Genomic DNA, 23,884 nt, shown 5'->3' with positions numbered 1-23,884 from the left:
ATGTGACGACGGTGCCCTTTTTCCCCTGGAATGACGCGGCATATCCGGAAGATAACGACCATGCGGGTGTGCTCCGTTCCGCGCACGCCGCAGACCCCTACAACTCGGGGGCGCTCACACCCGTACGAGTGAGGGCCTCGACCACGGCGTCGACCACGGCCTCCACATCCGGCACCCACGGAGAGGCCGATCCGGGCAGCGGGGCGCGCTGCCAGGTGATCGGGCCCTGGCCCGTCTCGGACGGGGGCAGGGCGAGATAGCCGCCCTCGCCGTGGAAGCGCAGGGAGCCGGGGACGAAGTCCTTGGCGTACAGCAGTTCGCCGAGCTGTTCCATGGAGTACGGCTTGACCAGGATCGCCCAGCGCGCGGGCGAGGCGATGACCGGGCCGAGGCGCATGCCCATGCGGTCGAGGGCGGTCAGTGCGTGAGCGGCCGGCAGGGCGGGGAGGCTGACCGCGCAGGGCGCCTTGCCGCCGGTGGCGAGGATGATCGGCGCCGCGGGCCGGTTGCCCCACCACCAGCGCACCATGCGCTCGTCGGTGGTGGCCGCGAGGAGCCCGGGATCGAAGGGGTGGGCACCGGGAACCGTGCACTCCGGGTCGGGGCAGCCGCAGCGGGAGTGCCCCTGCGGGTGCGTCGTCACTCCCGGGAGTACGGGCCACTGCCATTCCGTCGCGAAGGTCAGGGCCGCGCTGATCAGCTCAGGCCTCCCGTCACCGCGCAGGAGCCTGCGTCGCCTTCCGAGGATCTCGCGCATGAGCGCTCGTTCCTTTCCGTTGCACCGCTGGCAACACCGTGGACCACATCACACCATGTGTCGATCACTTCACTGTGCGTACCTGTTGGCGCATCACACCCCTGCCCTGGGCAAGGGAAACCCCTATGGGTCGAGCGTTTGGCTGCTTCCGCGGCAGCCTCGTCCATACTGCGTCCATCAAAAGCATGGGCGTGGCGTGGGGTGGCGAAGTCTGGCGTTTTGCCGTCGCGCGTATTTCTCTTCGCCTCCGCCACGGGAGGATGGGGCACGATCGTCGGTGGCTAAGACGCCCGGGTCCGGCACCAGGTTCCGGGTGGCTGTCAACCACCCCTGGCCTTCACCGAGTACGTACCCATCACGACCGCTGTGACGCTCCGTGGAGCGAAACCAGTCGACCGCAATAGCCCGTTCCCTGAGGCAGTTTTAAGCCAACTTTGCCTTTGCGCAAGAGGTCTACGAGGAGTACTCCGGTTACCCACGGACACCAGGAATCCCGGCAGGACAATGCTGGACATCCCCTCACGAGTGCGTGTACATGTGGAGACACTGCTAGCGGCGCAGAATGACATGGGGGTTTGCGATGCTTTTGAGCAATACGCACCGGTCGGAAAGCCGGACGCCATGAACGCCCCTCACCCTTCGAAAGTGGCCGGAATCGATTCAACGGTTCCCTCACCCGCACACACTGTCGCGCCCGCGCCCACGGGCACCCCGGCGGTGGCCCCGCCGAACGCACCCGGCGCGCTCCTCCAGGACCGCCTGGCCGGCTGGGTCTCGGACCTGACGACCCTCCACGAACTCACCGAACGGCTGGCCCGCACGAACGCGCTCGCCGAGGCCCTGGAGGAGTTGCTGCGCGCCGGATCCGCCCTCGTCGGCGCCCCGCGCGGACTCGTCGTCCTGGAACCGGCGGACGGACTGGGCCCGGACACCACCATCGGCCTCGGCCTCGCCCGCGCGGACCTCGGGCACATCGAGACCGTGCCGCGCAGCGCGATGTCGTACGGGCGGATCCTCGACGGACTGCCCGGCGGCGACGGCGAGATCGCCCAGCCCGATCTGCTCTCCGAGGACGGACTCGACCCCCGCCACCGCGAGGTCGCCGCCCGCCTCGGCTACGCCGCCAGCTACGCCCTCCCCCTGGCCACCGAAGCCGCCGGCCGCCTCGGCGCCGCCGTGTGGCTGTACGACGAGCCCGCCGAGCCGGCAGAGCGCCGGCGCCACCTCATCGGCCTGTACACCCGCTACGCCACCGAGCACCTGGCCCGACTGCTCGAAGTCGAGCGCACGCGCGCGTGCATGCGGACGATGACCGAGGAACTGCTCCCCTCCCGGCTGCCCCGCGTGGTCGGCGTCCAGCTCGCGGCCCGGCACCGCACCAGCCCGCGCGGGGGCGGCGACTGGTACGACGCGCTGCCGCTGCCGGACGCCGCGCTCGGCCTCGCGGTCGGCTCGGTGACCGGGTCCGGGCCCAGCGCGGTCGCCGCGATGGGACGGCTCAGGGCCAGCCTGCGGGCGTACGCCGTGATGGAGGGCGAGGACCCGGTCGCGGTCCTGTCCGACCTGGAACTGCTGCTCCGGCTCACCGAGCCCGCCCGCTCCGCCACCGCCCTGTTCGCCTACTGCGAGCCCGCCCTGCGCAAGATCACGCTTGCCGGCGCCGGACACGCCCCGCCGCTGCTGATCGGCGAGCGGCGCACGGAGTTCGTGGAGACCTCCGTCTCCGCCCCGCTGGGCATGCTGGCCTGCTGGGAGGCGCCGAGCGTGGAGCTGACCGCCGAAGCCGGAGAGACGGTTCTGCTGTACACCGACGGGCTGCTGCACCGCACCGGCGACGCCACCGACCGCGCCTTCGCCCGGCTGCACGCGGCGGCCGCCGGGGTGCCGAGGGCGATCCGGCACGATCCGGACGCCGTCGTCGACCACGTGCTGCGGACCGTGCTGCCGGACGGGGTGGACCGGTCGGGCGGTGACGAGGACGTCGTCCTGCTGGCGGCGCGCTTCGAGTAGCGGCTCGTGGCCCTCGGTGCCCACCCATAACAGGCGCGTGGCCTGCGCCATAGCAGAGGCGGGCGGCTCCTCCCGCGCCCCCGGGTCCTCGTGTGCGCGACCGTACGATGGACGGGGTCGAATGCCGTATCGAGGAGGATGACCGTGGCCGACGAGCTCACCCCGGAGACCCCGGAGACCCCGGAGACCGAGGAGCCCATCAAGCAGCGCAAGAACGGCCTGTACCCGGGTGTGTCCGACGAGCTCGCCGAGAACATGAAGTCCGGCTGGGCCGACACCGAGCTGCGCGATCTGGAGCCGATCCCGCAGGCCGCCGAGACGGCCGCCCGCCGTGCCGCGCTGTCCGCCCGCTTCCCGGGCGAGCGCCTGGTGATCCCGGCGGGCAACCTGAAGACCCGCTCGAACGACACCGAGTACCCCTTCCGCGCGTCCGTCGAGTACGCGTACCTCTCGGGCAACCAGACCGAGGACGGCGTGCTCGTCCTGGAGCCGGTCGCGGACGGCCACGAGGCGACGATCTACCTGCTGCCCCGCTCTGATCGCGAGAACGGCGAGTTCTGGCTCTCCGGCCAGGGCGAGCTGTGGGTCGGCCGCCGGCACTCCCTCACCGAGGCGGAGAAGCTGTACGGCATCCCCGCCTCCGACGTGCGCGAGCTGGCCGACAAGCTGCGTGAGGCGACGGGTCCCGTGCGCGTCGTCCGCGGCTACGACTCCGGCATCGAGGCCGCGCTGACCGACAAGGTCACCGCCGAGCGTGACGAGGAGCTGCGGGTCTTCCTGTCCGAGGCGCGGCTGGTCAAGGACGAGTTCGAGATCGGCGAGCTGCAGAAGGCCGTCGACTCGACGGTTCGCGGCTTCGAGGACGTGGTGAAGGTCCTCGACAAGGCCGAGGCGACGAGCGAGCGCTATATCGAGGGCACCTTCTTCCTCCGCGCGCGCGTCGAGGGCAACGACGTCGGCTACGGCTCCATCTGCGCCGCCGGCCCGCACGCCTGCACGCTGCACTGGGTGCGCAACGACGGGCCCGTGCGCTCGGGTGACCTGCTGCTGCTCGACGCGGGCGTCGAGACGCACACGTACTACACCGCCGACGTCACGCGCACGCTGCCGATCAACGGCCGCTACAGCGAGACCCAGAAGAAGATCTACGACGCCGTGTACGAGGCCCAGGAGGCCGGTATCGCGGCCGTGCAGCCGGGCGCGAAGTACCGGGACTTCCATGACGCCTCGCAGCGGGTGCTCGCCGAGAAGCTGGTCGAGTGGGGGCTGGTCGAGGGACCGGTGGAGCGGGTGCTGGAGCTCGGTCTCCAGCGGCGCTGGACGCTGCACGGGACCGGGCACATGCTCGGCATGGACGTCCATGACTGCGCCGCCGCGCGCGTGGAGTCGTATGTCGACGGCACGCTGGAGGCGGGCATGGTGCTGACCGTCGAGCCGGGGCTGTACTTCCAGGCCGACGATCTGACGGTGCCGGAGGAGTACCGGGGGATCGGGGTGCGGATCGAGGACGACATTCTGGTGACGGAGGACGGGAACCGGAATCTGTCGGCTGGGCTTCCTCGGCGGTCGGATGAGGTGGAGAGCTGGATGGCCTCTCTTAAGGGCTGATGTGTGATTGATGGCCGGATGCCCAGAGGGGTGTTCGGCCATCGTCGCGGTCTGCGGGTCGTGGGGGCTTGTCGCGCCCGCGCGGCGGAGCCGCATATCGATACAGCCCCGCGCCCCTGGGGGGTTGGTGTGGACCTGCATCTGGAAGTCGCCGCGGCTGAAGGGCATCGGGCGGGGCTCGAGCGTGCCCTGCGTGATGCCGTGCGGGACGGGCGGCTGGCACCCGGGGCCCGGTTGCCCGCCACCCGGCGGCTCGCCTCCGAGCTCGGGATCTCGCGGAACACCGTGAAGGCCGCTTACGACCAACTCGTCGCCGAGGGTTACCTGACCGCGCGACAGGGCTCGGGCACCCGGGTCGCCTCGCTGCCCGCCCTCGCCGCCGAACCGCCGGAGGCCTCCGCACGCGCGCGTGTGCCGCGTTTTGATCTGCGGCCGGGGAGTCCGGACGTGGGGGCGTTTCCGGCGGCCGCCTGGTTGCGGGCGCTGCGCAGGGCGATCGCCACGGCGCCGTCCTTGGCGTACGACTACGGCGATCCCCGCGGTCGTCTCGAGCTGCGGACCGCGCTGTCGGGGTACCTGGGGCGGGCGCGTGGGGTGATCGCGCCGCCGGAGCGGATCGTGATCACTTCCGGGTATGTGCAGGGGCTGGCGCTCCTCACGCGCGTGCTGGCGGGCGGCGTCATCGCCATGGAGGATCCGGGGCTGCCGTTCCATCGGGAGGTGGTGCGGCGCAACGGGGGCCTCGTCGTGCCCGTGCGGGTGGACGGACGGGGGGCCTGTGCGGAGGAGTTGGGGGACTGCGAGGCCGTCGTGGTCACGCCGGCGCATCAGTATCCGACCGGTGTGACGCTGCACCCCGAGCGGCGGCGGGCGCTCACCGACTGGGCACGCGCGCGTGGCGGGCTGATCGTCGAGGACGACTACGACGGGGAGTTCCGCTACGACCGCCAGCCCGTGGGCGCGTTGCAGGGGATGGCGCCGGGGCAGGTGGCGTATCTGGGGACGGCCTCGAAGACCTTGGGGCCGGCGCTGCGGCTCGGGTGGATGGTGCTGCCGCCGCAGTTGGTCGACGCCGTGGCCGATGCCAAGCTGCACAGCGACCATCACACCGAGTCCATCGGCCAGTTGGCGCTCGCCGAGCTGATCGACAGCCATGCGTACGACCGGCATGTGCGGGCCTGCCGGCTGCGGTACCGCAGGCGCCGGGACCGGCTTGTGGACCGACTGGGAGCGCGTCGGCGGGTGCGCGGGATCGCGGCCGGGCTGCACGCGCTGGTGGAGGTCGACGACGAGGCGCGGGTGCTGGAGCGGGCGGCGGCGGAAGGGCTCGCGCTCGGGCGGCTGGGGGAGCACTGGCACGGGCCGGGTGGCGGCGAGGGGCGGCCGCAGGGGCTCGTCGTGGGATACGGGACGCCCCGGGAGCAGGTGTATCCGGAGGCGTTGGAGGTGCTGGGGAAGGTGTTGGAGGACGGCTGACAGGCGGGGGTGGACTGCCGTTCGGCGTCCTCGAATTGGGCCACTGAAACGGCTGCAGATTGGTCCTGCCGAGAGACCCACCTCGTTCCTAGTGTCGCAGGCATGACGAACTCGCTCGTCCCGCCCGCCGGGCCACCACGCCTCCTGGCCTGCGCCCAGTTGAGCAACTCGGTCGGCGACGGCGCCTACTACACGACGTCGGCCCTCTACTTCACCCAGGTCGTCGGCCTCGCCCCCGCGCGCGTGGGGCTCGGGCTGACCGTCGGCTGGGGCGGCTCGCCGACCGGCGGGGGCCGCGCGGTACGGCGGTGCTGCTGGCCCTCGCGACGGGGCTCGCCGTGGCGTCCTTCACGGTTGTGCGCGGCTTCTGGCCGTTCGTGCTGGCCGCGTGCGCGTACGCCGCCGCGCAGTCCGGGCTCGCGGCGGCCCGGCAGGCGCTGCTGGCGGGGCTGGTGCCGGCCGGGGAGCGCACCGGGCTGCTGGCTCATCTGCAGTCGACGCTCAACGCCGGTCTGGCGGTGGGCGCGGGGCTGGGCGGGCTGGCGCTGCATGCCGGGACGCGGGCGGCGTATCTCGGGGTGTTCGCGCTGGACGCCGTGAGCTTCGTGGTGTGTGCGGGGCTGTTGCTGCGGCTGCCGTCCGTGCGGCCGACGCCTATGTCAGCGGGGCTGGCGCGCAAACGCGGCGGCCTGGGCGTTCTGCGCGACCGGCCGTACGCCGTCGTCGCGCTGCTCAACACCGTGCTGCTGCTGCGGCTGCCGCTGCTCAGCCTCGTCCTGCCGCTGTGGATCACCCGCCGGACCGGGGCACCGGCCTGGCTGGTCTCCGCGCTCTTCGTGCTCAACACCGGTGCGGTGATGCTGTTCCAGGTCAGGGCGGCGCGCGGCGTCACGGGGCTCGCCACCGCCACGCGCGCGGTGCGGCGTGCCGGGTGGGTGATGCTGGCCGCGTGCGTGGTGTTCGCGCTGTCGGCGGGCGCCTCCCTGTGGGTGGCCGTCGGAGTCCTGGTGGTGGGCGCGGTGCTTCAAGTCGTCGCCGAGATGGACCAGTCGGCGGGTTCCTGGCAGCTTTCGTTCGACCTGGCTCCGCAAGGCCGCGTCGGCGAGTACCAGGGCCTGTTCGGGACCGGCGTCACCGTCGCCCGCACCCTCGGCCCGCTCCTGCTGACGACCCTGCTGGTGGAGTGGGGGACACCGGGCTGGCTGCTGCTGGGCGGGGCCATGCTGGCCGCGTCGTACGCGATGGGACCGGCGGCGCGCCTGGCCGCCGCTCGCCGGGCGGAGGCCCGGGTCAGGCCGCCCGAGCACGTGCCGTGACCGGCAGTGCGCCCAGGAACAGCGCCCCCGCGAGCAGGCCCGCACTCCCCCGCGGGCTCCACGCGCGCGCGTGCAGGTCGGCGTCAAGGGCGGCCAGCGCCCGCGCGCCCGCCCCGGTGGCCGTACCGCCCGCCTCCAGGACCGCGCGGGCGCCCGCCTGGACGTGCCGCAGGCCGATCGGGCCCGCGGTGTAGAGGAGTTCGGTGTCCTGTCTCGACGGCGGCCCCCTTGACCGGCGTGCAGCCGTCGGTGGCGTCGACGACGGTGAGGCGCAGCGTCAGCGGGACGTCGCTCTTGCCCTCGGTGATGTCCTTTCTCACCAGGGCGCCGTCGCTTCGGTGGTGCTCGCGTCGGCGAAGGCCGACTGGTAACGGCGATAAGGAAGCCACCCGTCAGCGAGGTGAGGTCGCGCTGTGCGCGGACTGTGAGTGATCTCGAGCGGGAGTGGCATTCAACTTGTTTCGACATTACGTAATGACGTAACTTCTGTCTTGGTCGACTCTTGGAGGAGTGCATGAACCGACGGAAGTTCCTGGGCGCGACGGCGGCCGGGGTGGGTGTGTCGTTAATGCCGCGGGCCGCCACCGCAGCCGAGGGCGAGCTGGGCGCGCGGGTGCGGGGTTACCTGGACCGTGCGCTGGACGCCGGCAGCCCGAGCGTGGTGTGCGGAGCCATCCGCGGCGCACGGCGACACGTGGCGGGCGCGGCCAGGAGCGGCCCCGCGCCCGGCGGCAGGACGGTGTTCCAGCTCGGCTCGATCGGCAAGACGCTGACCGCCACGGCGCTCGCGCGCGAGGTGTGCGCGGGCAGGGTCCGCCTCGACTCGCCGCTCGTCCTGCCGCCCGCGTTCCCCGTCCCGCGCAAAGGCCCCCGGCGGATCACCCTGGCCGACCTGGCGACGCACACCTCCGGTCTGCCCAGGCTGCCTCCGAACCTCCTGGAGCATGCGGACCCCTACGACCCGTACGCGCACTACAGCTTGGACGACCTGGCCGCGGGTCTCGCCGAGACGGCCCTGAGCACCGAGCCGGGCAGCGCCTACGAGTACTCGAACCTCGGATACGGGCTGCTCGGCCAGGCGCTGGCCTTCGACGGCGTGGACGCGCTGCTGCGGCGGAGAGTGGCCGTGCCGCTGCGCCTGGCCGACACCACGACGACGCTGAGGCCGGACATGGCCTCCCGCAAGGCCGTCGGGCATCTGGCGGGGGAGCCCGTTCCCGACTGGCACGACCGCGTGCTCAGCGGCGCGGGCACGTCCATGTTCAGCACCGCCGACGACATGCTCCGCTATCTCGACGCGCAACTGCGTCCGGAGCGCTCACCGTTGCGCGACGCGATCGAACTGACCCAGCGCCCACACTTCACCGTGGACCAGAACCTGCGGATCGGGCTCGGCTGGAGCATCCACGCGCTGCCCGGTGGCCGGAGCATCACCTGGCACAACGGCGGCACCGGCGGATTCAGCACCTGCGCGGCGTTCAACAGGCGGAACATGACGGCGGTGGTCATGATGGTCAACACTTTCAGCGAGCAGACCGACAGCGCCCTCCGCCCGGTCGACGCACTGACCCTCGGCCTGCTCGCCGAACTCGACGAAGCGTGACCCGCCGCGCTACACCGCCACCAACGGGGCGTCCTTGCGCCACTTGAGGATCAAATGACGGGGGGTGGGGGGTGACCTGCAGGAGGTCATCCGATGATCGGACGCTCTTCGGGGAGTTCGTAGCGGCGGGTCCGTTCGCGGAGGGCGAGGGCGGAGACCAGGGTGACCGGTCCGAGGCGGCCGACGAACATCAGCAGGATCGCGATGAGCTGGCCCGGTACCGGCAGGTCGGCGCTGACGCCTGCGGACAGTCCGTTCACGCCGAACGCGGAGACGGCCTCGAAGAGCACGACCTCGAAGGGGGCTTTGACGACCGCCATCAGCGCTATTGCCGCCGCGATGACGAAGCCCACGCCGAGCAGCGCCACCGTGAGCGCCTGGCGCAGGGCGTGCGGGGCGAGGCGGCGGCCCATGATCGTCGAGTTCGGCTCGCCGCGCACCTCGGCGATCATCGCCGCGGCGAGCACGGCGAAGGTGGTGACCTTGATGCCGCCGGATGTGCCGGCGCTGCCGCCGCCGATGAACATCAGTGCGCAGGTCATCAGCAGCGTCGTGTCTTCCAGCGCCGCGATGTCGAAGGTGTTGAAGCCGCCGCTGCGGGTCATGACGGAGTGGGTGAAGCCGTTGAGCAGTTTGTCGCCCCGGTTCAGGGGGCCGAGTGTGCCCGGGTTGGCCCATTCCAGCAGGCAGGTCAGGACGGTGCCGGTGAGGAGCAGTGCGGCCGTGGTGACCAGGGTCAGTTTGGTGTGCAGGGACCAGCCGCGCCGTCCGGTGGTGCGCCGCCGGGTACGGTGCCGCAGGAGTTCCAGCAGGACGGGGAAGCCGATGCCGCCGAGGATCACGGCCACCGCTATCGGCAGGGTCACCAGTGGATCGGTGGCGTACGGGGTCAGACTGTCCGCCTGGAGGGCGAAGCCGGCGTTGTTGAACGCCGACAGGGCATGGAAGAAGCCGTGGTAGACGGCGTCGCCGAGTGGCATGTCGTAGCCGTACCGAAAGCGCAATGCCAGCCATGCCCAGACCGCCAGTTCGATGGTGGCGGCTGTGCGGGCGACGCCGAGCAGCACGCGTCGTACGTCTCCGAGGTCCAGGCTCTTGGTCTCCGCGGCTGCGGTGAGTTGCATGCGCAGCCGGAGCTTGCCGGAGGCGAGCAGGGCCAGCAGCGATGCCAGGGTCATGATGCCGAAGCCGCCGGTCTGGATGAGCGCCAGGATGACGCCCTGGCCGAAGCCGCTCCAGTGCGTGCCCGTGTCGACCACGACCAGTCCGGTGACGCACACCGCCGACGTCGCGGTGAACAGGGACGTGACGAGGCTGGTGGCGGTGCCGTTCGCGGCGGAGACGGGCAGTGTCAGCAGGACCGTGCCGGCCAGGATCACCGTGGCGAAGGCCATGACGGTCGTCCGGGCCGGGTGGGCGGTGAACAGGGTGTGCCATACCCGTGCCACACGTCCTGCCACTGCTTGCTCCCGGTCTTCCGTGCAGCCGGCCCGATCGCCTTGGCCCGTACTCGTACCGGTGGTCTCCTGCCGAACGTGTCAGCGGCACGGCAAGGGCCCGGCGGGTGGTCACCCTACCCGCCGAAGCCCCGCGATCAGGGGCGCGGCGTGGGCCGGCGCGGTCCACGATGACGGGCAATGGGGTCGCCAAGTAGATTCCGGGGTGGGTGCCGGAAAGGTCCGGTCGGCTGTTCACAAGGTGGTGGCGTATGCGGGCAGGCGATCTGGCCGAGCCGTACCCGGCGGTGTTCGCCGACGACGACGCGGTAGCGGCGGCGCGGTTCTTCGTGGAGCAGGGGCTGCCGGCGCTGCTGGTGCTGGATGCCGATCGGCGGCCGTACGCGATCGTGCCGGGGTCGCAGTTGTTGCGGGTCCTGGTGCCGGACTTCGCGCTGGAGAGCCTTGCGCTGGCCTCCTCCCTGCACGACTCCGAGGTGGAGCCGTTGGGAGAAAGGCTGGGCGGGTTGACGGTCGCTCAGTGGCTGCCCCGGCACCGGGCGTTGTCGACCGTGATGGGGCCCGATGCGGGTGCCGCGCAGGTGGCCGCGTTGACGGTGCGGACGCATACGCCGTTGGTGGCGGTCGTCGAGAGCGGCGGGGAGGCCGTGCGGACGGTGGCCGGAGCTTTCCACCGCCTCGCCGCACTGCCCCGCCCGGTCATTTGATCAACAGCCACCCGAAGCGAAACGGCGAGGGTAGGACGCGGTCTCCCGTCACTCCGGTTTGCGGACGACGAAATCCACGTTCCCGTTCTCGTCGACCGAGACGGAGCTGTTCTGCCACCAGAAGCGCCAGCCCTTCTCGTCGACGCACTCGTGGATCCGTATCTGGCACTGGTAGCGGGTAGGCTTCCCGACCCCCTCGACGGGGATGAGTTCGGGCATCCGATCGCACCGCCGCGCTCTCAGCTCGTCGTAGTTCCATCCGGCCGACTGGTACACCTTGCGTGCCGTCAGCACCCCGGTGACCGGCTTGACCTGGTACTCGGCGGTGGTCCACAGGCCCCCGTCGATCCTGGTGAACCGGACGTCCCACACCACGTCGAGCCCCTCGTACGTCACCGTGCAGCGCTGGGCCCTCTCCTCGCCCCGGTCGGGGACGACCGTCTCGCACGTGCCGGGACGGACGTCGCCGATGGCCCCGGCCATGCGCACCGTGTCCTGCATCAGACCGCGCATCACCTTGTCCATCAGGGAGGGGCGCGGTTCCTCCGGGGGCAGGGCGGCGTCGATCTGCTCGCCGGTGAGGTCTCCCGGGGGTTCGGTCCGCGGCGCTATCTCCACCGGCAGCCGCGTCCCCTCGACGGGGGGTGAGGCGGGTCTGTTCTCCGCCGCGCAGACGGACGGCGGCTCCGAGCAGCCTCCGAGCAGCAGTGCGACGGCGCAGGCGGCGAACGCCCCGACGGCAGGCCTCATGCAGCCTGGATACCACAACGCCGCCCACTGGGTACGGGCCCTTCGGTTCCGACGATCGTCTGTGCCGGACGGGGGACGGTCCGTACGCTGGGACGACACCTCACGGACCTCACGGGGAAGGGGACGGATCCGTGAACGGCGGCGAAACATGCTGGAGTTGCGGACATCCAGCGCGCCCCTCGTCCGCGCTGATCGTCAGGCTGCGCCATGAGGAAGGGGGCGGCGTCTACGTGGTGGCGATCACCGTCGCCTACCGGAAGGCCAGAATCCGCGTGCCGCTCTGCGCCCGGTGCAGGAAGGTCTGGCGCCCCGCGCTCCGCTCCCGGATGCTGGCCGTGTGGAGCCTGACCCTCGGGCTCATCCTGGTGCCGTCCGCGCTCATCATGGGCGGGTTGATGGCCTCGTACTACGATTCCGGCAGGATGTTCGCGATCGCCGTCGGCATCGGGGGCGCCATCGGAGGGATCGCCGTCGCGGTGGGTCTTCCGGCGTACCGCGCCCAGCACAAACACTCCCAGGGCCTGCGCCATCCGCACAGCCATCCCGACGTGGTGGCCCTCACCAGCAGCGGCTTTGGCATCCTCAACTAGGGCCTGTTCTGAGTTCCCCGTCGTCCGCGCGAAGCGCGGGCGCAGCGGCGGTCGGTGCGTGCCCTCGGCGTGCGGCGAGGGTGCGTGCCGGGCGTCGGGGCGCAGGCGGGGAACTCAGAACAGGCCCTAGAGCCCCGGATCCCGCCGGGTCGTGCCCCACGCTGTCGTCGTGACAGGCCCGGGGCAGCGCCCCGCTCAGGGCTTCTCGCCGCGCGCGTACGGGCCGAGGAGTTCTCGGAACGCGGCGTCGCCGGGGGGCTGGAACTCCTCGCTGTCCGCGCCGCGTTCGACGAACGGTGTGCAGGTGACGGAGGTACGACCGGCGATGCGGTGGGTGCCGAGCACACGGCCAGTACGGGCCTCCAGAACCCGCACCTCGTACCGGCCCTCGTAGTGGGAGATCTCCCGGCTCGCTTCGGCGGGCAAGTGGTACCGGCACACCTTGAGGAGCTTGCCCAGCCCCTCGTACCGGGCGCAGGCGACCAGTTGTACCCGCTCGGGCAGCGGCGTGAACGGGTCGGCGCGGTCGTAGCCGCCACTGCCCTCGAACTGGTGCAGCAGCCCGTTGACATGGACGACCAGAGGGCGGGGCCCCGACGCCGACACACGTGCCGCCCGGGGGACCGGACGGCTCCCGTCCTCCTGGCACAGGCCACCGAACGAGAAGAGGTTGAGGCGCGTGCCCCCCGGGCTCTCCGGCACCGGGGCCGTCGGCGTGATGGGCCGCCCGGAGGACCCCGGGGCGACGGAGAAGGCCGGGGTCGCGGCGTCTGCGCCGGTGTCGCCGTCGCCGCCCGAAGGCCGTCCCAGCAGCCCGATCAGGACCGAGACCGCCGCCAAGACCACCACCCCGGCCCCGTAGCGCACCCGTCGAGACACCGCGCTCGCCCCCTTCCGGCGTCATCGCCCGCCGATCCGCCCTCCCCCGATGCGCCCCGGGCGGCGGAGGCGGTAGGACCACCGTAGCCGCTCGGCGCGGACCGCACACCGGACCCGGCGGACGGCCATCGGCTCATCCTTGCCACGCCCGGTCCGCGACCTCCGGCAGATCCGTCCCGGGGATGTGCACGAGAAGCAGGTGCAGGAGCCGTCCAGCAGCCGCAGACGCCGCTGTCCGTCGGCGTGGCGCCACTCGCACCAGAGGCCCGGCTGAGGCTCGCAGGCAGCTCGTGTCGGCACGGATGAGCTGTGCAGCAGCAGCGGGTGGTCAGGGCGCATGGCCGTTGTCCTCGGTATGGACCCACAGCAGACGCCGGGTGAGGCCGGCCACGTCGCGCATGAAGAAGAACGCGCTGAAGGTCGGCGTCTCCCTCGTGGGGCGCTCCGACAGCTCCAGCAGTCGGTACGCCCGTCTGAACAGCTCCCGGACGTCCGGGTCTGCGTCGGCGCCCAGCTCCTCACCGAGCAGCGGGTTCAACTGCCCGATGATGGTGGCCGTCCGGGTGTCGATGTCCTCGCGGGTCGAGGTGCCCAGCTCCGTCTTCAGGGCGGCGTCGGTACTGTCCGCGATCTGCTGGACATCGATCGGGCCCTGGCAGGACTCGGCCTTCGCTGCTTCGTCTCTGCTCGTCATGGTCGTCACGGCGTTTCCCTCGCTGGCTGACGGCGGTTTCACCGGATGGGAGTCCAGCGTTCCGCGCGAAGGGCGTGCGGACCACGGCATTCATGGGTCAGTGTGGGGACATCTCTGGGACATGGGGCAGACGCCATGATTGAGAACAGCAAGAGCCGGGGAAGGTCTCCTGCTGGCGGATGGGGAGTTCGTTGTTCGGGTCGTGCATGGGCTGGACCGCACCGCCGCCAAACGCCCCACCCGGGCCGAGCAGGAGAAGGTTGGCGTCGAGCGCCCACGATGGTCCAGAGGACACAGACGAGATGATCCGACGCGAGTTTCTGCGCCTGATGGCGGTCTCCGGCGCGCTCGCCGCCGTGCCGATAGGCGAGGCTGATGCCCTGGCGGAAGCGTCGGCATGGGCACGGGAGACGCGTACGAGGGAGTCGTGCGCAACCACATCGAGCCGCACCTCGGCCATCTGGAGATCCGCACCCTCAACCGCCCTTCGCTCATCCAGGGGTGGGTGAAGAAACTGCAGAGCACAGGGCTGGAGGCATCCACCATCGGCTGGATCAACTCCGTGCTCTCCGCGGTCCTGGACGCCACCGTGGAGGACGGGCTGCTGCCTTCAAGACCCCCTGCAAGTCCAGCTCGGTCGAACTCCCGGCCGTGACCAAGAAGAAGGTCATCCCGTGGAGCCTGGAGCGAGTGCACATGGTGACGTCCGCGCTGCCCCGGCGCTTCCACGCCGGCGGGAAACTGTCCTTCGGCTGTGGCCTGCGACAGGGCGAGGTGTTCGGCTTCGCCGAGGACCAGATCGACTTCAAGCGCGGCGTGGTCCACGTCAACCGGCAGATCAAGCTGGTCCGCTCGAAGATGGTGTTCGCCCTCCCCAAGGGCAACCGGCTCCGCACGGTCCCCATGCCGGAAGCACTCGCCGAGGCACTCAAAGCCCACACGAAGGAGTTCCCGCCAGTCGAGGTCACGCTCCCGTGGGCCGAGCCGGACGGCGAGAAGCGCACCTTCCGCCTGCTCTTCACCGACGAGCAGGCGCGCGCGTACCACCGCAGCATCGTCAACCAGTACACCTGGAAAGGTGCCCTCGCCGCCGCCGGCGTCATCCCGCCCCGCGAGAAGGGCTCCCCGCGCTTCGCGGCGGCTCCCGAGGACGACATGCACGCCTACCTGCACGCCTCCGCGTCCGTCCTCCTCGACGCGGGCGAGAGCATCAAGGCGCTGTCCGAGTACCTCGGCCACTCGGACCCCGGCTTCACGCTGCGCACGTACACGCACCTGATGCCGAACAGCGAGTCCCGTACGCGCCGGGCGATGGACGCGGCGCTCGCCCAAGCGGGCACAACGGCGCCCCCTGCCACCGCACCCGAGGACCCCGAGGGCACAGCGCCCGAGGCGAAACCCTCCGGCATGTGCCCTGGCTGTGCCCTCGCGGCTTGACGGCAACCTCCGAGGCGTGGCGCTCACCGATTCACGCCCGGCCCAGCGCGGACCGTTTCAGCAGTTCAAACCCCTAGGCACCCACCCCTGAGCGCTCACCACCAGCGCTACACCGCCACCAGCGGAGCGTCTTTCCTCCATTTGAGGATCTTGTCGAAGCTCACCACCGCCCCGCCCCGCCCCGGCTTGTTGCCGATCTGGACGTGGTCGGCGAGTTCGTTGATGAGGCACAGGCCCCGGCCGTCCTCGGCGTCGGAGGGCGCCGGACGTGGGGCGCGGTGCAGTGCCGTGAAGCCGGGCCCCGAGTCGGTGACCTCGATGTGGCACTTCTCGCCGTCCAGATAGGCCGTGACCCGGTACGCCTGCGGAGAGCCGTCGGGCGTGCCGGCGCCGCCGTGTTCGACGGCGTTGGCGCAGGCTTCGGTCAGGGCGACGGAGAGGTCGTACGAGATGTCGGGGTCGACGCCCGCCGTCTCCATGGTGCCGAGCAGCAGGCGCCGGGCGAGGGGAACGCTCGCGGCTTCGCGGCGCAGATGGAGTGACCACCAGATGCTCATGCTCCAGCCTCCTGGCCGCGGCTCGACATACCGTTACGTATTGCCACGAGCGCCCAGCCGTAAGCACATCCTTGACGTGATGCCGCCCATATGGTCGATGCGCCTACGTAGGAATCGGTGTATGTGGGGGCGGCCCACATCAGAAGGTGATCTTCCGGTTCGTATGGCATCTTGCGGACCTGTGTCATCTTGCGGACCTGCCGTATGGCGGTCATAAGGCCAGTGCGATGATGAGCCCGCCATGACTGCCCCCCACCCGCGCACGGCGCGCTCCGGAAGTGATCTCCGGATACTGCGGGCCGCGGTGTTCGCCGCGGTCTGCGTCGTGCTGGCCGGGGTCGGCCATGTGCTGGGCTCCTGCGCCACGATCCCGCTGTGGACGCTGGGCGCGGGGTTCCTGGGGGTCCTCGTCGTCACCCTGCCGTTCACGGGACGCGAACGTTCGCTGCCCGGGATAGCGGCGCTGCTCGCGGTCGGCCAGACCGTCCTGCACACGCTGTTCGGGCTGGGGCAGCACGGGACGACGCTCGCCGGGGGGTCGTCCTCGGGCACGTCGTCCCTGGCCACCTCCTCGCTGGCCGACGCCGCGCTCGTCGAGCGGGCCGCGCGGCTCGTGTGCGGCAGTGCCGCGGCGGCCATCAGTCCCGCCCAGGCCCAGCGGATCCTCACCGAGGCGCGGATCGGCACGGGCACGGGCACGAATGCGGGGGCGCATCTCTCGCACCGGTCGGCCGACGCCCTGTCGGTCACCACCGGCTCCTCCGCCTCGCTGCTGCCGTCCCTGCCCATGGTGCTCGGCCACCTGCTCGCGGCGGTCGTCGCGGGGTGGCTGCTGCGCCGCGGGGACCTGGCCCTGCTGCGGATCGTCGAGATGTCCACGCTGTCGGCGCACTCGGTCGCCGAGGGGGCTCTCATACGTTCCCTGCGCGGGGCGCTCGCGCTGGTGCGCGCCCTGCGTGCCGGGCTGCCGAGCGCTCGCGAAGCGGGCCCGCGCTACCTGCGCACCGAGGCACCGGCGCGCCCCGCCCCCCGCACCGTCGCCCTCCAGCACACGCTGATCAGGCGCGGCCCGCCGGCCACCGCGCTCGCCCTCGCCGCCTGACACGACGCGACCGCCGCTCCACTGATGTGGGTCGAGGGCCGCCGTCGTGCGGCACGCGCGTGTGCCCCGTTTCCGACCGAGGGACGGCTCTTTCCCGTCGTCTCCCGCTGATCGGGCAACCCGGCGCACCCGTACCCCTCTTCACCACCGGAATCCGAATCTCATTCAACAGTGGAGTGCTCCGAATGAAGGCCTCTCGTATCGCCGCGGTGGGCGCCCTCGCCGGCACGACCGTGCTCGCCCTGTCCGTCCCCGCCTTCGCGCACGTCAGCGTGCAGCCCGAGGGCACGGCGGCCAAGGGCGGCTACGCGGTCGTCGACTTCAAGGTGCCCAACGAGCGCGACAACGCCTCGACCACCAAGCTCGAGGTCACCTTCCCGACCGACCACCCGCTGGCCTCCGCGATGCCGGAGCCGATGCCCGGCTGGAAGATCGAAGTCACCAAGTCCAAGCTCGACAAGCCGATCGAGATGCACGGCGAGAAGATCTCCGAGGCGGTCTCCAAGATCACCTGGACCGCCGAAGGCAAGGGCATCGAACCGGGCTACTTCGAGAAGTTCCCGGTCTCCATCGGCCAGCTCCCCGAGAACACCGACGAACTCGTCTTCAAGGCGATCCAGACGTACTCCAACAAGGAGGTCGTGCGCTGGATCGAGGTCCCGCAGGAGGGCCAGGACGAGCCCGAGAACCCGGCGCCGGTGCTCGCACTGTCCGCCGCCGCGGACGGCCACCACGGCTCGTCCTCCTCCGACAAGGCCGCCGACAAGGCCTCCGACTCCGACGACGCCGAGGCCGCCTCCGCCAAGACCGACGCCGCCGAGCCGGCCGACAGCAGCGACACCACCGCCCGCGTCCTGGGCGTGGTCGGCATCGTCGTAGGCGCGCTGGGCGTGGCGTACGGCGTGCTCGCCGGCCGTCGGCGCACCGAGGCCTGACGGCCCCTCCGGTTCACGGCGCGCGCCGGGGCACGACCCCGGTGCGCGCCGGACCACTCACAACTGGGACATCGTTCTATGCGTAAGAAGAATCGTCATGCGTAAGAAGACCTTCGCCGCGGCCGCCCTGCTCGCCGCCGCCACCCTGACCCTCTCCGCGTGCGGCAGCGGTGACGACGGCGCCTCGCCGGTGACCGTGGTCTCCGAGGAGGCCGACTCGGACAAGGCCGCCATCGTCCTCGACAAGCCGTTCGAGAAGCCGGACCTGGTCCTCACCGACACCAACGGCAAGAAGTACGACCTCCGCAAGGAGACCCAGGGCAAGCCGACGCTGATCTACTTCGGCTACACCAACTGCCCCGACGTCTGCCCGCTGACGATGAACAACATCGCCGTCGCCAAGAAGCAGCTTCCCAAGGCCGAGCAGGACGAACTGCGCGTGGTGTTCGTCACCACCGACCCCGAGCGCGACACCGCGTCCGCCCTCGGCAAGTGGCTCAAGGGCATCGACCCGCAGGTCGTCGGCCTGACCGGCGACTTCGACACCATCCAGGCAGGCGCCCGCACCATGGGCATCACCATCGAGCCGCCGCACAAGGACAAGAACGGCAAGATGGTCTCCACGCACGGCACCCAGGTCGTCGCGTTCTCGCCGAAGACCGACGCCGGGTACGTCCTGTACACCGAGGACGCCACCGTCGACGACTACACCAAGGATCTCCCGAAGCTGATCAAGGGGGAGAAGCCGTGAGGCGCCTCGCCCCGGTGACCGTCGTGCTGACCGCAGCCCTGGTCCTCGCGGGCTGCGGCTCCGAGGACTCCGCGGCCGACGTGTCCGTCAGCGGCGCCTATATGCCGCAGCCCGTCTCCGACTCCATGGCGGCCGGCTTCCTGACGGTCACCAACAAGGGCGGTACGAAGGACGAGTTGACGTCCGTCACCAGCGACGTCGGCGAGGTCACCGCGCACGAGACCGTCGGTTCGTCGATGCGGGAGGTCAAGGAGTTCGACGTCCCCGCGCACGGTCAGCTCGTGTTCAACAGCGGCGGCAACCACCTGATGTTCGAGAAGCTGAAGCGAAAGCCGAAGCAGGGCGAGAAGGTGACCGTGCGGCTCCACTTCGCCGAGTCCGGCACGGTCACGGTCGAGATGCCGGTGAAGTCCGCGACGTACACCCCGAAGACCGGACACTGAGGGAGAGATCGCCTTGACCCAGACCATCGCCCCACGCGTCCGGACCCTGGTGCTGCTGCTCCTGGCCGCCACCGGCCTGCTCCTCGCCGGCGCCGGTCCGGTCTCCGCGCACGCCGCGCTGACCGGCAGCGACCCCGGGCAGGGGGCGGTGGTCGAGAAGGCCCCGACGCAGATCTCGCTGACCTTCTCCGAGAAGGTCGCCCTGTCCGACGACTCCCTGCGGGTGCTCGACCCCAAGGGCGAGCGCGTCGACAACGGCGACCCGGCCAACCTCAGCGGCACGACCTACGCCGTGAAACTCCACGGCGGCCTGCCCGACGGCACCTACACCGTCACCTACCAGGTGGTGTCCGCGGACAGCCATCCCGTCGCCGGCGCCTACACCTTCTCCATCGGCGCTCCCTCCCAGACCTCCGTCTCCGTCTCCGACCAGACGGCGGGCGGCGGGGTCGTCGGCACGCTCTACGGCTTCGGGCGGTACGTGTCGTACGCCGGCTTCATCGTCATGATCGGCGGCGCCGCCTTCGTGCTCGCCTGCTGGCAGCGCGGGGCGGGTGTGCGGGTGCTGCAGCGGCTCACCGTCTCCGGCTGGCTGGCCCTGACCGCGGCCACGCTCGGCCTGCTGCTCCTGCGCGGCTCGTACACCGGCGGCGGCAAGGTCGGCGACATCTTCGACCTGGACCTGCTCGGGCAGGTGCTGCAGACCAAGACGGGCGCGGCACTGGTGTCCCGGCTGCTGCTGCTCGCCGCGGCGGCACTGTTCATCGCGGTGCTGTTCGGGGCGTACGAGAAGCGGGAGGACGAGGAGAAGCGGGACCTGACCTTCGGCCTCGCCATCGGCGGGACCGTGGTCGCGGCGGGGCTCGCGGCGAGCTGGGCGATGTCCGAGCACGCCTCGACCGGGCTCCAGGCCGGGATCGCGATGCCCGTCGACGTCGTCCACCTGATGGCCGTCGCGAGCTGGCTCGGCGGACTCGCCGCGCTGCTCGTCGCCCTCTACTGGGCGCCCGCGGACACTCCGGTCGACGCCTTGGCCGTACGACGGTTCTCGCGCGTCGCGTTCGGCAGCGTGCTCGCGCTGGTCGCGACCGGGATCTACCAGTCGTGGCGGCAGCTCGGCTCCTGGTCGGCGTTCACCGACACGCGATACGGGCAGTTGCTGCTGGTCAAGATCGGGCTCGTGGTGCTCCTTGTGGGGATCGCGGGGATCTCGCGGCGGTGGACGGGCCGGCTGGCCGCGGCGGTCGTGGTGAAGCCTCGGGAGGAAGAGGGGGCGGGTGAGGGCGAGAGGGAGCATGCCGCCGCGCGGGCGGGTGCCGGTGCCTCTGGATCAGGGGCTGATGCCGGTGCCGGGGCCTCTGAGGCGGGGGCTGGTGCTGGCGGTGGTGCCGGTGCCGGTGCCGGTGCGGGTGAGAAGGGTGCCGTTGCTTCGGGTGAGAAGGGCGATGCCGTGTCCGGCGAGGAGGGCGGCGGCTCCGAGCGCGCCGCGCAGCTCGCCCGGCAGCAGGCCGCGAAGGACGCGGCACGGCGGAAGCAGCGGCGGGACGCCGACCCGAACCGGTTCGGACTGCGCCGCTCGGTGCTGGCCGAGGCGGGTGTCGCGGTGGTCCTGCTCGCCGTCACCACCATGCTGACCTCGACCGAACCGGGGCGTACGGAGGAGCAGGCCAAGGCGGCCGCGGCGGCCTCGTCCGCGGACGCGTCGGCCGCCGGGGCGCTGACCTTGGACATGTCCTTCGACACCGGCGGCGAGGACGGCAAGGGCGTGGTACGCGTCGATCTCGACCCCGCGCGCGTGGGCGGCAACGAGATGCACGTCTATGTGCAGCGGCCCAATGGCCGCGCCTTCGACATCCCCGAGGTGAAGGTCGCCTTCACCCTTGAGTCCCAGGACATCGGGCCGCTGCCCGTCGTCCCCGACCACATCTCCACCGGACACTGGTCGGCGAACGGAGTGCAGATCCCCGTGGCCGGCGACTGGAAGATCGCCGTGACCGTGCGCACCTCCGACGTCGACCAGACCACCGTCTCCAAGAACGCGCAGATCGGCTGACCGCACCATGTCTGACCAGTCCATCCCGGAGGCCCGTACCCCCGAGGCCCCCGAGCCCTCCAAGACCCCCGAGAAGGCACCCAAGGGCGAGAGCGCACTCAATGGCGGTCTTGCGGAGAGCGCCGTCGGCAAGGACGGCATCTCGCGACGCCGGCTGCTCGGAACCGCCGGTGCCACCGGGCTGGTGCTCGGGGCAGCCGGCGGGGCCGTGGGATACGCCGCGCGGCCGGCCGAGGCGACGCCGCTCGCCTCACTGGGAGCCGATCAGGTGATGTTTCACGGGAAACATCAGCCCGGCATCCTCCAGGGCCTCCAGGCACGCGGCCACGTCATCGCCTTCGACCTGGCGGCGGGCGCCGGACGCAAGGAGGCGGCGGCGCTGCTGCGCCGCTGGTCGCAGACGGCACGGCGGCTGATGGCGGGCGAGGCGGCCCAGCAGGACGACACGGATGTCGCCCGCGACGCCGGGCCGTCCTCGCTGACGATCACCTTCGGCTTCGGGTACAGCTTCTTCGCCCGCACCGGCCTGGAGAAGCAGCGCCCCGTCTCCCTGGACCCGCTGCCCGACTTCTCCTCCGACCAGCTCGACAAGGCCCGCAGCAACGGCGATCTGTGGGTGCAGATCGGCGCCAATGACGCCCTGGTCGCCTTCCACGCCCTGCGCGCGATCCAGAAGGACGCGGGCCAGGCGGCCAAGGTGCGCTGGCAGATGAACGGCTTCAACCGCTCGCCGGGTGCCACCGGACACCCGATGACGGCCCGCAACCTGATGGGCCAGATGGACGGCACGCGCAACCCGAAGCCGTCGGAGGCCGACTTCGACCAGCGGATCTTCGTGCCCGAGTCCGGCTCGAAGGACCCGGCGTGGATGGCGAACGGCTCCTACGCCGTCGTACGCCGCATCCGCATGCTCCTCGACGACTGGGAGCAGCTCTCGGTCAAGCAGCAGGAGGACGTCATCGGACGCCGCAAGTCCGACGGGGCGCCGCTGTCCGGGGGCACCGAGACGACCGAGATGGACCTGGAGAAGACGGACAAGGCCGGGAACCTCGTCGTCCCCATCAACGCCCACGCGCGCATCACCCGGCCCGACCAGAACGGCGGGGCGGCGATGCTGCGACGCCCCTTCTCGTACCACGACGGCATCGACGCGGACGGCGTGCCCGACGCGGGCCTGCTCTTCATCTGCTGGCAGGCCGACCCGCTGCGCGGCTTCGTCACCGTCCAGCGCAAGCTCGACCGGGGCGACGCGCTGTCGAAGTACATCCGGCACGAGGCGAGCGGACTGTTCGCGGTGCCGGGCGGGGCGGCGGAGGGGGAGTACGTGGGGCAGCGGTTGCTGGAGGGGTGAGGGTGACGAGAGGGTCGTACGGGTTGTGCACGCCCGTACGACGGTGAGGGCGCCCTCGCGGGCGGCGCGCGGTCAAGAGGCGTGCGCCGCCCTTCGCAAGGCCCATTAGGGTGAGGTCATGCCAGCGAGCTATGCCTATCTCGGCCCCGAAGGCACCTTCACCGAGGCCGCCCTGCGCACCCTTCCCGAGGCCGCGACCCGGGAGCTGATCCCCTACGTGTCCGTGCAGTCCGCGCTGGACGCGGTGCGCGCCGGCGAGGCCGAGGCGGCGTTCGTGCCGATCGAGAACTCCGTCGAGGGCGGCATCACGACCACGCTCGATGAGCTGGTCGCGGGCGCGCCGCTGATGATCTACCGCGAGGTGCTGCTGTCGATCACTTTCGCGCTGCTGGTCAGGCCGGGCACGCACCTGTCGGACATCAAGACCGTCTCGGCGCATCCGGCCGCCCAGCCCCAAGTGCGCAACTGGCTCAGGAAGAACCTCCCCGACGCCCACTGGGAGTCGGCCGCCTCGAACGCGGACGCCGCCCGCCTGGTCCAGGAGGGCCAGTACGACGCGGCCTTCGCCGGCGAGTTCGCCGCCGCGCTGTACGGCCTGGAGGCGCTGGAGACCGGGATCCACGACGCGGAGAACGCCCAGACGCGGTTCGTGCTGGTGGGGCGGCCGGCCCGGCCGGCGGCGCCGTCCGGCGCGGACAAGACGTCCGTCGTGCTGTGGCAGCGCGACGACCATCCCGGAGGACTGCGCGACCTGCTGGGCGAGTTCGCCACCCGTGGCATCAACCTGATGCTGCTCCAGTCCCGGCCGACCGGCGCGGGCATCGGCAACTACTGCTTCTGCATCGATGCCGAGGGCCATATCTCCGACCGCCGGGTGGCCGAGGCGCTGATGGGGCTCAAGCGGATCTGCCTGGAGGTGCGCTTCCTGGGCTCGTATCCGCGTGCGGACCTGAAGGCGGCGGATGTGCTGCCGCCGCGGCTGGGGACGTCGGACGAGGAGTTCGTCTCGGCTGCGGACTGGGTGGCGCGCTGCCAGGACGGGCGGTTCTGAGGGCCGGGACCGGTCCTCCCTATCAGCCGATTGTCGTTATCCACAGGAGTTATCCACAGGTCCGCTTCTCGACCTGGGGACAAGTCGACAAGCAAGTGCGGTCCTGTCGACAAATCCCTCTCCAGGCCCCCCTGGCGTCCACCATCACGCAAGTCACCCTTCGTCCACTCTTTTCCTTTGGGCCATCCTTTGGGGTGACCGGTTTCCACTCGAAAGTGCGGATGGAACGGGTTTGTCCTGAGAATCCTCGACTTGATCGCCGCGTTACGGAGTGATCAATTCCGACGTCCACAGCCCATCCACACACCCTGTGGATAACTCTTCGGAGGCTGGGGATTCCTGTGGACAACCAAGGCC

The 23,884-nt window shown here is 71.0% G+C and carries 21 protein-coding genes and 3 pseudogenes; 16 read left to right on the top strand and 8 right to left on the bottom strand.

Features of this window, described 5'->3' with window-relative positions:
- Positions 1-97 precede the first annotated feature (97 nt).
- Positions 98-757, bottom strand: coding sequence for a bifunctional DNA primase/polymerase (locus ACP4J3_RS08985; RefSeq protein ID WP_426532201.1), 660 nt, complete (start codon positions 755-757; stop codon positions 98-100).
- A gap of 504 nt (positions 758-1,261) precedes the next feature.
- Between ACP4J3_RS08985 and ACP4J3_RS08980 the strand changes: the two genes are divergently transcribed.
- From ACP4J3_RS08980 to ACP4J3_RS08965, 4 genes and pseudogenes are all read left to right on the top strand, one after another.
- Positions 1,262-2,767, top strand: coding sequence for a PP2C family protein-serine/threonine phosphatase (locus tag ACP4J3_RS08980; RefSeq protein ID WP_426532200.1), 1,506 nt, complete (start codon positions 1,262-1,264; stop codon positions 2,765-2,767).
- A gap of 144 nt (positions 2,768-2,911) precedes the next feature.
- Positions 2,912-4,375, top strand: coding sequence for an aminopeptidase P family protein (locus ACP4J3_RS08975; RefSeq protein ID WP_426532198.1), 1,464 nt, complete (start codon positions 2,912-2,914; stop codon positions 4,373-4,375).
- Between the two features lie 129 nt (positions 4,376-4,504).
- Complete coding sequence (locus tag ACP4J3_RS08970; protein ID WP_426532196.1) at positions 4,505-5,851, top strand: PLP-dependent aminotransferase family protein; 1,347 nt, start codon at positions 4,505-4,507, stop codon at positions 5,849-5,851.
- A gap of 102 nt (positions 5,852-5,953) precedes the next feature.
- Positions 5,954-7,167: pseudogene (locus ACP4J3_RS08965) on the top strand (MFS transporter).
- Here ACP4J3_RS08965 and ACP4J3_RS08960 read toward each other — a convergent pair.
- Together ACP4J3_RS08960 and ACP4J3_RS08955 are read right to left on the bottom strand one after the other, a co-directional pair.
- Positions 7,142-7,378: pseudogene (locus ACP4J3_RS08960) on the bottom strand (triphosphoribosyl-dephospho-CoA synthase); the annotation flags it as partial. The pseudogenes ACP4J3_RS08965 and ACP4J3_RS08960 sit on opposite strands and share 26 nt — an antisense overlap.
- Positions 7,320-7,499: pseudogene (locus ACP4J3_RS08955) on the bottom strand (protocatechuate dioxygenase); the annotation flags it as partial. The pseudogenes ACP4J3_RS08955 and ACP4J3_RS08960, both read right to left, overlap by 59 nt.
- A 182-nt stretch (positions 7,500-7,681) precedes the next feature.
- Between ACP4J3_RS08955 and ACP4J3_RS08950 the strand changes: the two are divergent.
- Complete coding sequence (locus tag ACP4J3_RS08950) at positions 7,682-8,770, top strand: serine hydrolase domain-containing protein (protein ID WP_426532194.1); 1,089 nt, start codon at positions 7,682-7,684, stop codon at positions 8,768-8,770.
- Between the two features lie 86 nt (positions 8,771-8,856).
- Here the strand turns inward: ACP4J3_RS08950 and ACP4J3_RS08945 are convergent, their stop codons facing one another.
- The gene (locus tag ACP4J3_RS08945) at positions 8,857-10,230 is read right to left on the bottom strand and encodes a TrkH family potassium uptake protein (RefSeq protein WP_426532192.1); all 1,374 of its coding nucleotides are present in this window, start codon (positions 10,228-10,230) and stop codon (positions 8,857-8,859) included.
- Positions 10,231-10,478: 248 nt separating this feature from the next.
- Between ACP4J3_RS08945 and ACP4J3_RS08940 the strand changes: the two genes are divergently transcribed.
- Entirely contained in the window at positions 10,479-10,934 is a 456-nt protein-coding gene (locus ACP4J3_RS08940) for a CBS domain-containing protein (protein ID WP_426532190.1), read from the top strand.
- Between the two features lie 48 nt (positions 10,935-10,982).
- On the opposite strand, the gene ACP4J3_RS08935 is transcribed toward ACP4J3_RS08940, so the two are convergent.
- Positions 10,983-11,684 (bottom strand): hypothetical protein, encoded by a 702-nt coding sequence (locus tag ACP4J3_RS08935; RefSeq protein WP_426532188.1) that lies wholly within the window; start codon positions 11,682-11,684, stop codon positions 10,983-10,985.
- A gap of 131 nt (positions 11,685-11,815) precedes the next feature.
- Here ACP4J3_RS08935 and ACP4J3_RS08930 point away from each other — a divergent pair, with 131 nt between their 5' ends.
- Positions 11,816-12,274: a hypothetical protein gene (locus tag ACP4J3_RS08930; RefSeq protein ID WP_426532186.1), complete on the top strand. Its 459-nt coding sequence runs from the start codon at positions 11,816-11,818 to the stop codon at positions 12,272-12,274.
- Positions 12,275-12,469: 195 nt separating this feature from the next.
- Here ACP4J3_RS08930 and ACP4J3_RS08925 read toward each other — a convergent pair whose 3' ends face one another.
- Together ACP4J3_RS08925 and ACP4J3_RS08920 are read right to left on the bottom strand one after the other, a co-directional pair.
- A complete protein-coding gene (locus ACP4J3_RS08925) occupies positions 12,470-13,153 on the bottom strand; it encodes a hypothetical protein (RefSeq protein ID WP_426532184.1) in 684 nt (227 codons plus the stop codon).
- Between the two features lie 328 nt (positions 13,154-13,481).
- Positions 13,482-13,847: a hypothetical protein gene (locus ACP4J3_RS08920; protein ID WP_426532182.1), complete on the bottom strand. Its 366-nt coding sequence runs from the start codon at positions 13,845-13,847 to the stop codon at positions 13,482-13,484.
- A gap of 397 nt (positions 13,848-14,244) precedes the next feature.
- Here ACP4J3_RS08920 and ACP4J3_RS08915 point away from each other — a divergent pair, with 397 nt between their 5' ends.
- Positions 14,245-14,502, top strand: a complete 258-nt coding sequence (locus ACP4J3_RS08915; protein ID WP_426532180.1) for a hypothetical protein — start codon at positions 14,245-14,247, stop codon at positions 14,500-14,502.
- Positions 14,499-15,284 (top strand): tyrosine-type recombinase/integrase, encoded by a 786-nt coding sequence (locus ACP4J3_RS08910; RefSeq protein WP_426532178.1) that lies wholly within the window; start codon positions 14,499-14,501, stop codon positions 15,282-15,284. The genes ACP4J3_RS08915 and ACP4J3_RS08910 overlap by 4 nt, the downstream gene beginning before the upstream one ends.
- A gap of 107 nt (positions 15,285-15,391) precedes the next feature.
- Here the strand turns inward: ACP4J3_RS08910 and ACP4J3_RS08905 are convergent, their stop codons facing one another.
- Positions 15,392-15,841, bottom strand: a complete 450-nt coding sequence (locus ACP4J3_RS08905) for an ATP-binding protein (RefSeq protein WP_426532176.1) — start codon at positions 15,839-15,841, stop codon at positions 15,392-15,394.
- Positions 15,842-16,082: 241 nt separating this feature from the next.
- Between ACP4J3_RS08905 and ACP4J3_RS08900 the strand changes: the two genes are divergently transcribed.
- The 7 genes from ACP4J3_RS08900 to pheA all read left to right on the top strand — a co-directional run bounded on the left by ACP4J3_RS08900 (position 16,083) and on the right by pheA (position 23,527).
- Entirely contained in the window at positions 16,083-16,943 is an 861-nt protein-coding gene (locus ACP4J3_RS08900) for a hypothetical protein (protein ID WP_426532174.1), read from the top strand.
- A gap of 185 nt (positions 16,944-17,128) precedes the next feature.
- Positions 17,129-17,878 (top strand): YcnI family protein, encoded by a 750-nt coding sequence (locus ACP4J3_RS08895; protein ID WP_426532172.1) that lies wholly within the window; start codon positions 17,129-17,131, stop codon positions 17,876-17,878.
- A gap of 97 nt (positions 17,879-17,975) precedes the next feature.
- Complete coding sequence (locus ACP4J3_RS08890; protein WP_426532170.1) at positions 17,976-18,629, top strand: SCO family protein; 654 nt, start codon at positions 17,976-17,978, stop codon at positions 18,627-18,629.
- Positions 18,626-19,072, top strand: a complete 447-nt coding sequence (locus tag ACP4J3_RS08885; RefSeq protein ID WP_426532168.1) for a copper chaperone PCu(A)C — start codon at positions 18,626-18,628, stop codon at positions 19,070-19,072. Before ACP4J3_RS08890 ends, ACP4J3_RS08885 begins: the two co-directional genes overlap by 4 nt.
- A 13-nt stretch (positions 19,073-19,085) precedes the next feature.
- On the top strand, positions 19,086-21,125 hold the full coding sequence (locus ACP4J3_RS08880) for a copper resistance CopC/CopD family protein (RefSeq protein WP_426532166.1): 2,040 nt from the start codon (positions 19,086-19,088) through the stop codon (positions 21,123-21,125).
- A gap of 7 nt (positions 21,126-21,132) precedes the next feature.
- Complete coding sequence (efeB, locus tag ACP4J3_RS08875) at positions 21,133-22,476, top strand: iron uptake transporter deferrochelatase/peroxidase subunit (protein WP_426532164.1); 1,344 nt, start codon at positions 21,133-21,135, stop codon at positions 22,474-22,476.
- A gap of 118 nt (positions 22,477-22,594) precedes the next feature.
- Complete coding sequence (gene pheA, locus ACP4J3_RS08870) at positions 22,595-23,527, top strand: prephenate dehydratase (RefSeq protein ID WP_426532162.1); 933 nt, start codon at positions 22,595-22,597, stop codon at positions 23,525-23,527.
- The last annotated feature ends 357 nt before the right edge of the window (positions 23,528-23,884 follow it).

Origin of the sequence: Streptomyces sp. UG1, assembly GCF_049974585.1 — a bacterium.
GTDB lineage: Bacteria > Actinomycetota > Actinomycetes > Streptomycetales > Streptomycetaceae > Streptomyces.
This window is presented reverse-complemented; position numbering and strand designations above follow the sequence as displayed.